Genomic DNA, 13,111 nt, shown 5'->3' on the forward strand with positions numbered 1-13,111 from the left:
AATGGCAAAGGCATCTGTGGCAACGGGAGTTCACCGTGCCATCGTGCGGTCCATGACCACCGAGCACCTCCTCGACGACCGTCCCCTCGCGCCCCTTCGCACCCTGGCGAACAAGGTGCCGGAAGTGACCGCCTACTTCTGGATCATCAAGGTGCTCACCACCGGGATGGGCGAGACCGCCTCGGACTTCCTGGCCCGGCTGCTCGGCCCGGTGCCGGCGGTGGCGCTCGGCGGCCTCGCCCTGGCGGCGTCCCTGGCCGTGCAGTTCACCGTCCGCCGGTACATCGCCTGGGTGTACTGGACGGCCGTCGTCATGGTCAGCGTCTTCGGCACCATGGCAGCCGACGTCCTGCACGTCGGACTCGGCGTGCCCTACCTGGTCTCCACGCCGCTCTTTCTCGCCGTACTGATCGCCGTCTTCGCCCTGTGGTACGCCGTCGAGCGCACCCTCTCCATCCACGGCATCCGCACCCGTCGCCGCGAGACCTTCTACTGGGCGGCCGTCCTCGCCACCTTCGCCCTCGGCACCGCCGCCGGCGACCTCACCGCCACCGTCGGCTTCGGCTACTTCGGATCGGTCGTCCTCTTCGCCGTCGCGATCTGCGTGCCCGCGTGCGCCCACCGATTCGCCGCCCTGAACGCCGTGACCGCCTTCTGGACCGCCTACGTCATCACCCGCCCCCTCGGCGCCTCACTCGCCGACTGGATGGCGCTCGGACACGCCCGGGGCGGGCTGGGTCTCGGACTCGGACCGGTCACCCTCGCCTGGACGGCGGCCATCGTCTGCTTCGTGGGTTACCTGGCCGTCTCCCGCCGGGACGTACAGCGGTAGGGCTTGGCGACAGGCAGGCCCGAGGCGAACGCCTCCAGCGAGGTGAGCCCGCCGGCGTTCTGCACGAGGACGTCGGCGGCGTGCATCAAGCTGGGCATGTCGTCGACCCAGCCGAAGGCGTGGTCGATACCGTCCGCGCAGCTGCTCGGCCTTGTCCTTGCGACGGCCGAACATCAGCTCCTGCTCGCTGAGCGAGACGCGGTCCCCAGGACGCCGGGTTGTGGCGGTGGACCCCGGTACGGGATGTGCCGAACCGGTCAGCGGGCCTCTTCACCCTGAGCAACCTCGATCTCGTGGTGCCAGACCCTGGGTCCGGCAGCCGTGGTATCGGCGGAGAGAATCACGCAGGCGGCCAGGAGGAGGGCAAGGCCGGGGCCGGCGCGTGAGGTCCGGCCGGGCGGCGTCAGCAGGAGGTGACGCGCCGTGGCAGGGGGCCGTTGTGCCGCCGGCGCGAGGCCAGGTCGGGCGGGATTCGTGTCATGGGCGGCGAGAGCGGCCCGTGCGACGGCTCGGGCGAGCAGGCGGCGGTCAACGACTGCGGCCGCGGCTGCTTCGTCAGCGGCACGCTCCGCAGCGAACCTGAGCAGACGCGCAGTGGGCGAAGGCCGGGATGGGGGCCCCTTACAAGCCGTCGTCCAGTGCGAAGCGCAGGTACCGGTCTGCGGAACGGCGCACCGCAGCGGCCCCGTCGGCGGTGACCACGCGTCCCCAGAACGCGCCGTAGATGCGTTCGAAGGCGAACGGTTCGACCAGTTCAAGGGCGCGGCGGATGGTGCTCGGACGCTCCGGGATGAAGTTGGGGATGCTGTACATGAAGCTGACCCAGCGGCGGTCCATCACCACCATGAAGATGTCGCCGCTGAACAGCGCGCCGCCTCCCTCGGGGTCGTCGGCCCAGTGCAGCACGGTGCCGCCTGCGAAGTGCGTCCCCGCGTTGATCAGCGTCATGCCAGGCGCGATCCGGTGGGTGTCGCCGGTCCAGTACTCGATCACCGGGTCGGGCCGCCCGACCCAGTCGCGGTCCGCGGCGTGGATGTACACCGGGGCATCGAAGGCCCGGCCCCACTCGGTCATCGCGCCGTAGAAGTGCGGGTGGCTGACGGCGATCGCGCTGATCCCGCCCAGCTTCTCGATCTCGGCGGCCAGATCGTCGTCGAGGTAGCCCACGCAGTCCCACAGCACGTTGCCGGACGGTGAGCGGATCAGTAGCGCACGCTGCCCGACGGCCACCGACGGCTGTGTGCCGACGCCGATCACGCGGGGGCCTTCTTCGTCGAATCGGCCGCGCCGCCCACTGGCGCGCAACTCGCCCAACGAGGTCCACTGCTGGCCCTCCCAGCCGACGTACTGCCGTTCGTCCATGCAAATCGGGCAATCATCGCGCGGCGCGGCGTATTGAACACCGCAGGTACTGCAGATCGGCAACCGTGTGCCGGTGACGGGCACGACCGGCTTCGAAGACGACATCAGAGCTCTCCCTCAGGGAATGCCACCGCTTGGCGATGCCCTCATCAACAGCCGGGCAGGGCGGCTTCTTCCTGTGATCGCCCCGCAGGTCGCAGATCATGGAGGCGAAGTCGGGGACGTGGTGGGTGACAGCGTCGAGTCCGGAACCGCCGGTCCGGATTTCCTCGAGATCGCCGATCACCTTGGCAAGGGCCGTCTTCTCTCATGACGGCCCACGGGCCTCGGTCCCAGCGCCCGCTCGTGCGCCAGGACCAGTGCAGGGACAAGGCCGGGCCGGGAGCCCGAAATTGCCTGTCCGAACCGTTTCAGGCTGCGGCTGTCGGGTCTGTCGCCCCGGCCTCTCGGCGGTATGCGGCGTTCAGCCGCTGGGCTTCTTCGAGCTGGTCCTCGAGGATGATGATGCGGCATGCCGCGTCGATCGGTGTGCCCTGGTCGACGAGCTCGCGGGCGCGGGCGGCGATGCGCAGTTGGTAGCGGGAGTAGCGGCGGTGGCCGCCCGGGGAGCGCAGCGGGGTGATCAGGCGGGCTTCGCCGATCGCGCGGAGGAAATTCTGTGTGGTGCCGAGGAGTTCGGCGGCCCGGCCCATCGTGTAGGCGGGGTAGTCGTCGTCTTCCAGGCGGCTGAAGGAATCGTCTGCTGTCATTGCACCTCTTTCATGGAACGCGTGGAGGGGCCCTGGCGCTGTTGGCGCCAGGGCCCCGAAGGAACTGCTACACCATCTGCCGGCCCTGATACTGCGCCGGCCTTCTGTTTCCGTGAACCCGGCCAGATTGGCGGAGGTTTCGCGGGGATCGCGGTTGCTCGACCGGAGACCACCTCACTATCGATGTCCTGCGGTACCCGGGCTCCGTCATTCCGCCCGGGCGATCCTGATGGCGCCTCGCTCCTCCGTTCTTCCCTCTTGGATCAACCAACTGCTGGTACTGCTGCGGTGACCTGTGCAAGCGTCACTCTTCGGCAGCCAGCCCCGTCGCCCGTCCTGCGACCACTGCTCTGGCTTGGAACCCCACTGCCGAACTTCCCGGTGCGCGCGTCCGCAGCCGACGCCTTCACCGAGGTGTCACTCACATGCCTGCACTGCTGAGTCCTGCGAACTGCATTTACAGGTACTGCAACTGCTGTCCTGCCGTGGCGGCCCCTGATCACTGCGGGCCACCCGGTCCGGCCGTCAGCCCCGTCGCCGACCTGCGACAACTCTGGCTTCGGAGCTCCACCACCGCACCGTCCTGCCGACTGCTCTTACGTGTACTGCTGCCCGGCAGTTCGTGTCTGCCGGGCCCTTCTGATCTCGGCTACGAGAGAAACCATAACCAGGCGGCCAGCCAATGTCTACTCCGGCGGGGATAGGTTTTGTGAAGCGCCGGGGTCAGTAGACGGCCAGGGAGACGGCACGGTAGTGCGCCGTGGAGGCAGCCACGGTCAGGGCGTGGAACACCTCGTGAAAGCCGAACCACCGCGGGGAGGGGTCGGGGCACTTGAGGGCGTGGACGACTCCGCCCGCGCTGTAGAGGAGACCGCCGGCCACCAGCGGGACGAGCACCGCCGCTCCGCCGTTGTGCAGGAAGCCGGGCAGGTAGCGCACCGGTGCCCCGTCCCAGGGCCAGGTAGCACGGGGTGTACAGCCGGCGCGGAGCTCCGACCCGCAGGACGCGGAACGCGATTCCGGCCAGGGCACCTGCTCACACGATCCACAGCAGGTGAGGCGGGGACCATGCCGGCGTGCAGCCGGCCTCGCAGCCTCGGCTTGATCGGTTCGGCGAGGTCGGACGCACGCTTCACGAGAGCGGCAACCGGGTTGGCACTCTCCCGTACATCGTCATCCTGCGATCCGCTGAGCGACTCGCTCTCGCGGTACTCGCCACGCCCGGGGTGACAGGTATGGATTCAGCCTCAGCGGTGTCGCGCGAGACACCTCTCCTACTCGCCCGGACTCGACTGGGCGGCCGGTCAATATAATCTGCCTCATGTCCAAGCCTGACGAGCTGCTCGTTTCCGTCGCCGCCCTGGTCGAGTCGGGGCAGAGCAACCAGATGTCCCTGACCGTTGTCACCGGTGGTGCCGTCATCACCGGTCGACTGGCTCCCGAAGCAGTGTGGAGGCAGAGGGTGTCGGACGTGCTGACAGACTCCGCCCGCCTGGGCGAGTTCTCCGGCGTCTTCAACACCCCCACGAAGAACGACGAACCGCCCACCCATCTGCACTTCCATGTCGCCCGGATCCTGCAGGGCGCCATCGGGATCCCCGAGACAGGCGGAATGTACCGCGTGGCCATCGCCGACGTCAGCGCCTGGACCATGGGCGACTTCAGCTACTCCGACCACTGAGCAACCACCCCCGCCATCCCGGTGCCGGCTCCCTCGGTCAGATGGACACAGGGGAGCCGAGCATCGAGGACGCATGCTGGAACGAGCTCAGGACGCGTACGGTCCGCTATTCAGCAGGTCCTGGGTGAGCCGCAGCCGTGCAGAGAGGCTTCGCCTCTCCGGGCCTACGGGTGCTGGCTTTCACAAACCCCCGGAAGGGCTCTGGCCTGGCTCTTTCGGGGGTCGCGCAGGCAGGACCTCAGAGCCAGTCCCGCCGCTTGAAGATGGCGTACAAACTGGTACATACAGCCGCCATCAGCAAGATCGCGAAGGGGTATCCGAATACCCAGTGCAACTCCGGCATGTGCGTGAAGTTCATGCCGTAGATCGTTCCGACCAGCGTGGGGGCGAACAGGATGGCCGCCCAGGACGAGATGCGCTTGATCTCCTCGTTCTGCTCGAACCCCGCCTCCGCCAGTGCGCGCATCTCGGCGTTCTGCTGCTGGGTGACGAGGGTCGCGTTCACCGTGAGGATGTCGGTCAGGGCCTGGCGGAAGCCGTCGACGCGTTCGCTGGTGTGGGTGACGTGGTCGGCGACGTCCCGCAGGTAGCGCTGGAGTTCCTCGTCCGTGCCGTACTTGGAGAAGCCGGCGATCAGGCCGTGCAGCATGCCGACGAGGGGGCGGGTGGCGCGCTGGAACTCGACCATTTCGCGGGAGAGTTCGTAGATGCGTCGGGAGACCTCCGGGTCGCCGCGGAACACCTCGGTCTCGATCTCGTCGATGTCGTTCTGGACGCCGGAGACGACCGGCGCGTAACCGTCGACGACCGCGTCGAGAATGGCGTAGAGGACCGCCTCCGGGCCCAGCTTCAGCAGCTCGGGCGTCTCCTCCATGCGGTGGCGGACCGCGGAGAGGTCGGGGGCGGCGCCGTGGCGGACCGTGATGACGAAGTCCGGCCCCACGAACACGTGCAGCTCGCCGAAGTCGACCTCCTCCGGGGCGTCCAGGTAGCGGGCCGCTCGCAGGACGACGAACAGCGTGTCGCCGTAGCGCTCCAGTTTCGGACGCTGGTGGGCCTCCATCGCGTCCTCGACCGCCAGTGGGTGCAGGTCGAACTCGGCGGCCAGGGACAGCAGTTCGGCCTCGGTGGGACGGGCCAGGCCGATCCATGCCATGCCGGACGGCTGGTCGCGCAGTTCACGGAAGGTCTCGGCGAGGGTGTGCGGGGCGGAGACGCGGACGCCGTCCCGGTACAGCGCCGCCTGGACGACACTGGCGACCTCCGCCGGCTCCAGGGGTGGCGGGCCGGCGGACGGCAGGGTTTCCGGTGCCGGAGGCTGCGCTGGGGTCAGCGCGCGGCGCCAGGCGGATTTCCGCGCGTTCTTGGAGTCCGGACGGGCACGTCGCTCGGACATGCGGCTGCCTCCCGGGGTCGAACCTGTGACCGGCGTGACCGGCGTGACCGGCGTGACCGGCGTGACCGGCGTGACCGGCGTTTTCGGCGTGATCCCGGGCAGGATATACGGGGCAAACGACGCCGGGGTGGTCCGCGCGACCGGGATTCGGTGAGAGTTGCGGACAGGCGTTGTCCGCAAGCCCGGATAGCGTGCGGGACATGACGAAGACGACAGCGACGGCTCCCGTGCTCGGCACCCGCGCCCTCAACCGGGCGACCCTCGACCGGCAGCTCCTGCTGCGCCGCTCGCCGCTGTCCGCCGAGGCCGCCGTAGGGCATCTGCTGGGTCTGCAGGCGCAGAACGTCAAACCTCCGTACTACGCGCTCGCCGCCCGCCTCGACGGCTTCGCGCCCGAGGAGTTGTCCGGGCTGATGGCGGATCGCGAGGTCGTCCGGATCGTCACCATGCGCTCGACCATCCACACCCACACCGCCGACGACTGCCTCACCCTGCGCCCGCTCGTCCAGGCGGCCCGCGACCGTGAACTGACCAACTTCCGCGCGGGACTTGCCGGTGTGGACCTCGACCGGCTCGCCGCGCTGGCACGGGAACTGGTCGACGCCGAGCCGCGCACCATGAAGCAGCTGCGTGAGGCCCTCCTCGCCGAGTGGCCCGATGCCGATCCCCAGTCCCTCGGTATCGCCGCCCGTTGCAAGCTCCCGCTCGTCCAGATCACCCCGCGCGGGCTGTGGGGAAAGAGCGGCCAGGTCGCCCTCACGACCGCCGAGCACTGGCTGGGCCGCCCCGCCGAACCGGCGCCCGCTCCCGATGAGACCGTCCTGCGTTACCTCGCCGCCTTCGGTCCCGCCTCCGTCAAGGACATGCAGACCTGGGCCGGTCTGACCCGTCTGCGTGACGCCTTCGAGCGGCTCCGCCCGCAGCTGGTCACCTTCCGGGACGAGAGCGGCGTCGAACTCTTCGACCTGCCGGACGCACCGCGTCCCGACGCGGACACCCCGGCCCCGCCCCGCTTCCTCCCCGAGTTCGACAACCTGCTCCTCTCCCACTCCGACCGCACCCGGGTCGTACCGCCCGAGTACCGGGGCCGCAGCTGGGTGGGCAACATGGTCCACTGCACGCTCCTGGTCGACGGCTTCCTCGCGGGGGTGTGGAGGCTGGAGGAGAGCGCGCTCGTCGTCGAGCCCTTCGGCGGGCTCACCCAGGCCCAGCGGGCGGACGTCGTGGAAGAGGGACAGCGGATGCTCGCCGTCATGCACCCGCAGACGTCGTACGACATCCGCTTCGGCACCGTGATCGCCTAGCGCGTTCGGGACCGTGGTCCCGTGGCACTCAGTCGGTCCGGCCCGTCACCGCCACCGTCAGGCCCAGCCCGATCATCGCGAAGCCGCCCGTGCCGCCGATCATCGACAGCCGGCGGTCGGAGCTCGCGAACCAGGTGCGGGCGGCCGAGGCCGTGAGGCCCCACAGGGTGTCCGTGACCAGGCCGATCGAGATGGGTATCAGGCCGAGCACCAGCATCTGCAGGGGGACGCGGCCCGCCGTGTGGTCCACGAACTGGGGGAGCACGGCGGCGAAGAAGACCACGCCCTTGGGGTTGGTCACCCCGACGAGCGCGCCGTCGAGCACCGTGCGCAGATCGCCGCGGGCCGGTCCCGTCGGCCCCGTCCGGATCGCCGCCTTCAGTTCCCTGCGGTGCCGGAAGGCCTGTACGCCCAGATGGACCAGATAGGCGGCGCCGGCCAGCTTGACCACCAGGTAGACCGTCACCGACCGCTCGACCAGCGAGCCGATGCCGATCGCGACCGCCACCACACCTGGACACCCTCCTGCTGGCCTGCGGCGATCACGAGAACTGATCGCTTCGGTCGCGGTCTGCCTCTTGGTCGGGACTGGCCGACGCGATGGACTGGACCCACCGAATCGGAGCCGAAGAGGCAACGTAATCAAGGGAGTTCAGTCATGCCGATCGTCACCATCCAGCAGGGCCCCCGCGACACCGAACTCAAGCGGGACCTCGTCAAGCGGGTCACGGACGCCTTCGTCGACGCGTACAGGATCCCGGCCGAGACCGTGCAGGTGTGGATCCACGAGGTGCCGACGGACAGCTGGGGAGCGGCCGGGAAGCTCACGGCCGACAAGTAGCGCGCATGGAAAGGGGGCGCTGCGGGCTGCTCGTGGTAGCCCGCAACGCCCCCTTGTCTCTCACCTGAGGGGTACTCAGGAGGTCTTCCGGGTCACGAGGTGATCTGCGCGGTCACCAGGTCGGAGAAGGCGGTCAGCCGGGTGTACACACCCGGGTAACCCGCCTCCGCGCAGCCCTCGCCCCAAGAAGTGATCCCTGCCAGGACGCCCCCGATGAGCAGGGGACCGCCGCTGTCGCCCTGGCAGGTGTCTGTGCCGCCGGATGAGTATCCGGCGCAAACCATGTCGGTCTGGATGAAGTCCGAACCGTAGGAGCTCTTGCAGCTGGAGTCGGCCACGATCGGTACGCTCGCGGTCCGCAGCTGGTTGGAGGAGCTGCCGTTCTCCGAGGTGGTGCCCCATCCGAGGATGCGGGCGGTGGCGCCGGCCGCGTACACCGAGGTGTCCGCGGACGAGACGTACGACGCCTTCGTGTACGGCATCGCCGTCGACAGCGTCAGGACGGCCACGTCGTCGCCGTTGGTGGCATCCGTGTAGTCCGGGTTGACCCAGATCTTGCTGACCTTGCTGACGGTGCCGTTCGTGCCGTTCAGATAGGTGCGGCCGCCGACGACCAGGACGCTGCCGGTGCTCTCGCCGGCCATGCAGTGGGCGGCCGTGACCACCTTGGTGGCCGAGACGAGGGTGCCGCCGCAGAACTGGTTCTGCGAGGCGTCCGTGATCTGCATGACGAAGGGGTAGGTCGTCGTGGTGGTGGTCGTGCCGCCCACGATGGGTTGGGGCGCGGCAGCCGCGAAAGGCGCGCCGAGCAGTGCGGTGGCGGCCGTTGCGGCGGCCGACGTGACTACTGCGGCGGTCTTTCTGACACGGGTTAGCCCGAACATGAGTCTCCTCAGTGGGGGTTGCCGGTGGGGGGTCGCGCGGGTGTGGGGGGTGTGCACGGGGGTCGCGGGACCGACCCCCGTATGCCCGGGCGAGCGGCACGCCCCTCACGCTAGGACCCGGAACCCCCGGCTCCCAATGAGGGAACCCCCTAGGGGGTTGGGTGAGGGAAAACCCTCGGTCGGGTTCAGTTAACCTGGCACGCCGTCACTTCGCGCGCCGCTGCGCCGCCAAACGGACGATATCCACGCGCGAGCGGATCCCCAACTTGCGGTAGACCCGGGTCAGGGTCGCCTCGACCGTCTTCACACTGATGAACAGACGCCCGGCGATCTCCCGGTTGGTCGCGCCCTCCATGACGAGTGCGGCGACCTGACGTTCCATCGCGGCGAGCCCTTCCAGGGCCTCTGACGGGGCAGGGGGGGTGATCGGTTCCACCGGCCTCGCCACGGCGGCCGCCTCCACCTGATGCACCCAGGGCATCGCCCGGCAGCGCCTGAACAGCCGGGCCGCCTCGTCGTACGACGCCGGTCCCGGCCGGCCGGTGCGCAGCGACGCCAGCGCGAACGCGGCGCGTGCCTCCTCCAGCGCGTACCCCAGCTTGGCCAGCCGGTCCTGTACCGACGTCAGCTGGGCGAGGGCGGCCTCGTGCTCCCCGCGCGCGGCCCGCATCAGCGCCTCGGCCCGGTCCAGGACCGCCAGCACGCTCTCGCGGCCCAGGCGCAGCGCCTGTTCGCGGGCCACGTCGAGGAGTTGCCGTGCCTCGTCCAGCGCACCGATCCGGACGAGGGCCTCGGCGAGGTCGCCGTGCCAGCGGCCGCGCGCCGGGTCGGTGATGCCGAGCCCGTGCTCCAGCTCCCGCACCCGGCGCAGCGAGTGGACCGCCCCCTCGGCGTCCCCGGCGACCAGCTGGGCGTGCCCGAGTGCGGTCAGTCCGCGGGAGATGTACATCTGGTCGCCTGCCTGCTCGGCCAGTTCCACCGCCTCCCGCCCCAGCGTGAGGGCCCGTTCCACGTCCCCGCCGGAGGCCTCCGCGATCGAGGCGAGCACGGCGGAGGGCATCTCGCCGATCCCGGAGTCGCGGGCCAGCCGCATGCTCTCGCGGGCCAGGTCGAGGGCGCGGCCGCAGTGCCCGGAGCGCAGTTCGGTCTCGGCGAGCAGACGCACGAAGTGCACCTCGCTCTCGACCATGCCGCGCCGGCGCACCTCGCGCAGCAGCGCGTTGACGGTGCTGCGGGCCTCGGGCAGCTGGTCGCTCATGATCAGCCAGCGGTAGCGGGTCGCGCCCGGGCCGTTGTGGTGGCACGCCACCTGTGGGTCCTGAGGCTCCCTCAGGGCACGTTTGATGGTCGCGGGGGCGTCCGGATGGCCCATCAGGGTCTCGGTCTGCGCCTGGAACGCCAGGGAGAGGAGTTCGGTGCGGCGGTCACCGCCGCGGGCGGCCAGCTCCGCCGCGTGCGCGGCCTCCTGCCGGCCCTCCGCGAAGTCGCCGTCCACGACGAGGCTGCGCCAGGCCAGCTGGTAGTGGACCAGGGCGAGCAGCCGCGGATCGTCGCCGGCGTCGGCCAGCGCCTGCGGGTAGACGGTGTCGACGTCGCCGAGGGCCTGCCCGGCCGCCTCGATCACCACCATCCAGGCCCGCACCCGGTCCGCGGGCGTGGTGGCCCAGGTCAGTACCTCGCGGGCGATGTCCCGGGCGAGGTCCACCTCGCCGGCGGTGATCGCGTCCTCGGCCGCCTGCAGCCGGCGCTCGTCCGGGCCCGGTTCGCCGTCGGCGGGGGTGTGCCGGGAGGCCAGCAGCCCGAGCGACGCGGCCACCGACGGGGCCCCGCGGTCCCGGGCCAGGGCGGCGGCCTCGGCGAGGCGGGCCGCGGCCTCCGGGTCGGTGCCGGTGGTCGCGAGGGCGAGGTGGCGGGCGCGCTCGATCGGGTCGGAGGCCGCCGTGGACAGCGCGGCGTGCGCGGCCCGCCGCTCCTGCGCGGGCGCCTCCGCGTACAGCGCGGCCGAGATCAGCGGATGGGCGAACCGTACGGCGGGACCCTCCGGCTCGGTGGCCAGCAGCCCGAGCTCGGCCGCCTGGGCGGTCTCCGCCTCGGCGTTGTCCCGGCCGGCCTCGCGCAGCAGGGCCAGCGTGGGGCGGGCACCCGCGCTGGCCACCAGGAGGGTGCGGCGGGCCTCGTCGGAGAGCATCCCGAGGCGGTTCAGGACGAGGGCGCGCAACGAGGTGGGTACCGGCAGCGGCTCGCCCGGCCTCGGCGGGGTCGGGTTCTCGGCCAGCGCGCGGCCCAGTTCGAGCGCGAAGAGCGGGTTGCCGCCGCTGGTGCGGTGGATCTCCCGGACCGTGGAACGCGGCAGACCGGTGAATCCGCGGTGGTCGAGCAGCGTGGACACCTGGGTGCGGGAGAGCGCGCCGAGCCGCACGGCGAGGGTGTCGGGCGGTGACGCGCTCAGGTGACGGTCGTACTCCTGACCCTCCGTGCGCACCGCGCACAGCAGTTGCACCCGGGTGTCGCCGAGGCGGCGGGCGGCGAAGCCGAGGAGTTCCGCGCTCGCCGGGTCCAGCCACTGCAGGTCGTCCGCCACGACGAGGACGGGCGCCTCGGCGGCGAGTGCGCGCAGCGCCGACAGGACGGCGAGCCGCAGGGCGAGTCCGTCGCGCTGGAGCGTGGACTCGCCGCGCCCGGTGAGTGCCGACTCCAGTGCCGTGCGCTGGGCGGCGGGCAGCTTGTCGGACACCTCGTCCACGACCAGGCCCAGCAGGTCGGCGAGGGCCAGGAACGGAAGATGGGATTCGGACTCGGTCGCCGAGCAGCGCAACACCGTGTGCGCAGCTGTCCCGTATTCGGATGCCAATGCCCGCAGAGCGGTCGACTTTCCTATTCCGGCGGGGCCGTGGAGCAGCACACTGCCGCCGCGGGCGAGTTGCTCACGCGCCGCGCTCAGCAGCTCCGCCCGGCCGATGAGCAGGTCGGGGCGGCGTCTGGCAGGCTCCTTGAAGTCCCGTCGCACGGTCACCGCTCCCCTCCGAGTGTCGTGTCCGGGCCAAATTCTAGGCAAGCTCTCTTTGAATTTCGGGCGGACGCGTCGTGAGGGATATAACAACGGTACGGCACGGGGAAATTCAAGCCGCCTACGTATGAATACAACGCCGACAGCGCGGGCCCCCACCGAAGCGGACACCTCGGTGCTATGGCAACAGTCCCGCCCGGCGAGCCGCGACCACCGCCTCCCCGCGCGTGTGGGCCCCGAGCTTCCGCATCGCCGACCGCAGATAGCCCTTGACCGTCTCGGCCCGGACCCCGAGCCGCTGAGCGGCCACCGCGTTCGTCGCTCCCGCGGCCACACAGGCCAGTACATCCAGCTCACGGGGGGCCAAGCCGACCCCGTCGGCCTGCGCCTTCGGGGTCAGCAGCCCGCACACGCCGAGCAGCTGCGCCCGCAGCGCGGGGTCGGCGATCCGCGGGGCCAGCGCCCGAAGCGCCGCATGCGCCTCCCGTACCTGCTCCCAGTCGGCGCCCGTCGAGGGATCCCCGCCGGGCTCGGCACGCACGGCCGCCGCCAGGCTCCGCGCCTCGTCCCCGACGGCCAGCGCCTGCTCCACGTCCCGCGCCGCCTCCATCGCCGCGTCCAGCGTGCGGTCGCCGAGCGGCTGGGCGGTGCGCAGCGCGCCGTACAGCACACCCCGCACCCGGCGTCGTACGACCACCGGAACCGCCAGTATCGAACGCAGCCCCTCCAGGGCGACCGGGATGTCGTACTCGTGGCTGATCTGCCGGGACGAGGAGTAGTCCGTCACGGAGCACGGCCGGGCGCGCGCGACCGCCCGGCCGCCCAGGCCGTTGCCGGACGTCACCGGGAGGCCGCTCAGCGCGGAGGTCGCGTTGCCGCTCAGCTCGCTGATACGCACATGCTGCCGTCCCGGCTCCACCAGCCCGCCGAAGGCGACCGGCAGCCCGGTCGTGCGCCGCAGCCGTACCAGCGCGTTGCGTATCTCGACCGCCCCGGCCGCGTCTGCTGTCACCTGCTTGCCCTTTCCTGCGGCGCACACCCCCGTTCGGGGGTAG

At 70.7% G+C, this 13,111-nt stretch carries 13 protein-coding genes and 2 pseudogenes; 6 read left to right on the forward strand and 9 right to left on the reverse strand.

Going from position 1 to position 13,111, the window contains the following annotated elements; translation table 11 throughout:
- Positions 1–52 precede the first annotated feature (52 nt).
- Entirely contained in the window at positions 53–832 is a 780-nt protein-coding gene (locus ACYUED_RS35025) for a COG4705 family protein (RefSeq protein WP_491288601.1), read from the forward strand.
- Here the strand turns inward: ACYUED_RS35025 and ACYUED_RS35030 are convergent.
- The gene (locus ACYUED_RS35030) at positions 796–930 is read right to left on the reverse strand and encodes a hypothetical protein (RefSeq protein WP_491288602.1); all 135 of its coding nucleotides are present in this window, start codon (positions 928–930) and stop codon (positions 796–798) included. The genes ACYUED_RS35025 and ACYUED_RS35030 overlap by 37 nt on opposite strands.
- Positions 931–1,453: 523 nt before the next feature.
- Entirely contained in the window at positions 1,454–2,194 is a 741-nt protein-coding gene (locus ACYUED_RS35035; RefSeq protein WP_491288603.1) for an MBL fold metallo-hydrolase, read from the reverse strand.
- A 73-nt stretch (positions 2,195–2,267) separates the two neighbouring features.
- Between ACYUED_RS35035 and ACYUED_RS35040 the strand changes: the two genes are divergently transcribed.
- The gene (locus ACYUED_RS35040; protein WP_491288604.1) at positions 2,268–2,507 is read left to right on the forward strand and encodes a hypothetical protein; all 240 of its coding nucleotides are present in this window, start codon (positions 2,268–2,270) and stop codon (positions 2,505–2,507) included.
- Positions 2,508–2,604: 97 nt separating this feature from the next.
- Here ACYUED_RS35040 and ACYUED_RS35045 read toward each other — a convergent pair whose 3' ends face one another.
- Positions 2,605–2,943, reverse strand: a complete 339-nt coding sequence (locus ACYUED_RS35045; RefSeq protein ID WP_491288605.1) for a MerR family transcriptional regulator — start codon at positions 2,941–2,943, stop codon at positions 2,605–2,607.
- Between the two features lie 723 nt (positions 2,944–3,666).
- A pseudogene (locus ACYUED_RS35050) lies at positions 3,667–3,997 on the reverse strand (hemolysin III family protein); the annotation flags it as partial.
- A 267-nt stretch (positions 3,998–4,264) separates the two neighbouring features.
- Between ACYUED_RS35050 and ACYUED_RS35055 the strand changes: the two are divergent.
- On the forward strand, positions 4,265–4,624 hold the full coding sequence (locus ACYUED_RS35055; protein ID WP_491288606.1) for a hypothetical protein: 360 nt from the start codon (positions 4,265–4,267) through the stop codon (positions 4,622–4,624).
- A 238-nt stretch (positions 4,625–4,862) separates the two neighbouring features.
- Here ACYUED_RS35055 and ACYUED_RS35060 read toward each other — a convergent pair whose 3' ends face one another.
- Positions 4,863–6,020, reverse strand: coding sequence for a magnesium and cobalt transport protein CorA (locus ACYUED_RS35060; protein ID WP_491288607.1), 1,158 nt, complete (start codon positions 6,018–6,020; stop codon positions 4,863–4,865).
- 25 nt (positions 6,021–6,045) lie between these two features.
- On the opposite strand from ACYUED_RS35060, the gene ACYUED_RS35065 reads away from it, so the two are divergent.
- Both ACYUED_RS35065 and ACYUED_RS35070 read left to right on the forward strand, forming a co-directional pair.
- Complete coding sequence (locus tag ACYUED_RS35065) at positions 6,046–6,174, forward strand: hypothetical protein (RefSeq protein ID WP_491288608.1); 129 nt, start codon at positions 6,046–6,048, stop codon at positions 6,172–6,174.
- A gap of 46 nt (positions 6,175–6,220) precedes the next feature.
- Positions 6,221–7,324 (forward strand): winged helix DNA-binding domain-containing protein, encoded by a 1,104-nt coding sequence (locus ACYUED_RS35070; RefSeq protein WP_491288609.1) that lies wholly within the window; start codon positions 6,221–6,223, stop codon positions 7,322–7,324.
- Between the two features lie 28 nt (positions 7,325–7,352).
- Here ACYUED_RS35070 and ACYUED_RS35075 read toward each other — a convergent pair.
- Positions 7,353–7,835 (reverse strand): annotated as a pseudogene (locus ACYUED_RS35075) (LysE family translocator); the annotation flags it as partial.
- Positions 7,836–7,982: 147 nt separating this feature from the next.
- On the opposite strand from ACYUED_RS35075, the gene dmpI reads away from it, so the two are divergent.
- Positions 7,983–8,165 carry a 4-oxalocrotonate tautomerase DmpI gene (dmpI, locus tag ACYUED_RS35080; protein WP_491288610.1) on the forward strand — a complete coding sequence of 61 codons (183 nt, stop codon included), beginning with the start codon at positions 7,983–7,985 and terminating at the stop codon, positions 8,163–8,165.
- 92 nt (positions 8,166–8,257) lie between these two features.
- On the opposite strand, the gene ACYUED_RS35085 is transcribed toward dmpI, so the two are convergent.
- The 3 genes from ACYUED_RS35085 to ACYUED_RS35095 all read right to left on the reverse strand — a co-directional run bounded on the left by ACYUED_RS35085 (position 8,258) and on the right by ACYUED_RS35095 (position 13,068).
- Positions 8,258–9,049 carry a S1 family peptidase gene (locus ACYUED_RS35085; RefSeq protein ID WP_491288611.1) on the reverse strand — a complete coding sequence of 264 codons (792 nt, stop codon included), beginning with the start codon at positions 9,047–9,049 and terminating at the stop codon, positions 8,258–8,260.
- Between the two features lie 205 nt (positions 9,050–9,254).
- Positions 9,255–12,062, reverse strand: a complete 2,808-nt coding sequence (locus ACYUED_RS35090; protein ID WP_491288612.1) for a helix-turn-helix transcriptional regulator — start codon at positions 12,060–12,062, stop codon at positions 9,255–9,257.
- A gap of 172 nt (positions 12,063–12,234) precedes the next feature.
- Positions 12,235–13,068 (reverse strand): helix-turn-helix transcriptional regulator, encoded by an 834-nt coding sequence (locus tag ACYUED_RS35095; RefSeq protein ID WP_491288613.1) that lies wholly within the window; start codon positions 13,066–13,068, stop codon positions 12,235–12,237.
- Positions 13,069–13,111 lie beyond the last annotated feature (43 nt).

Source organism: Streptomyces sp. DF42 (assembly GCF_058267695.1).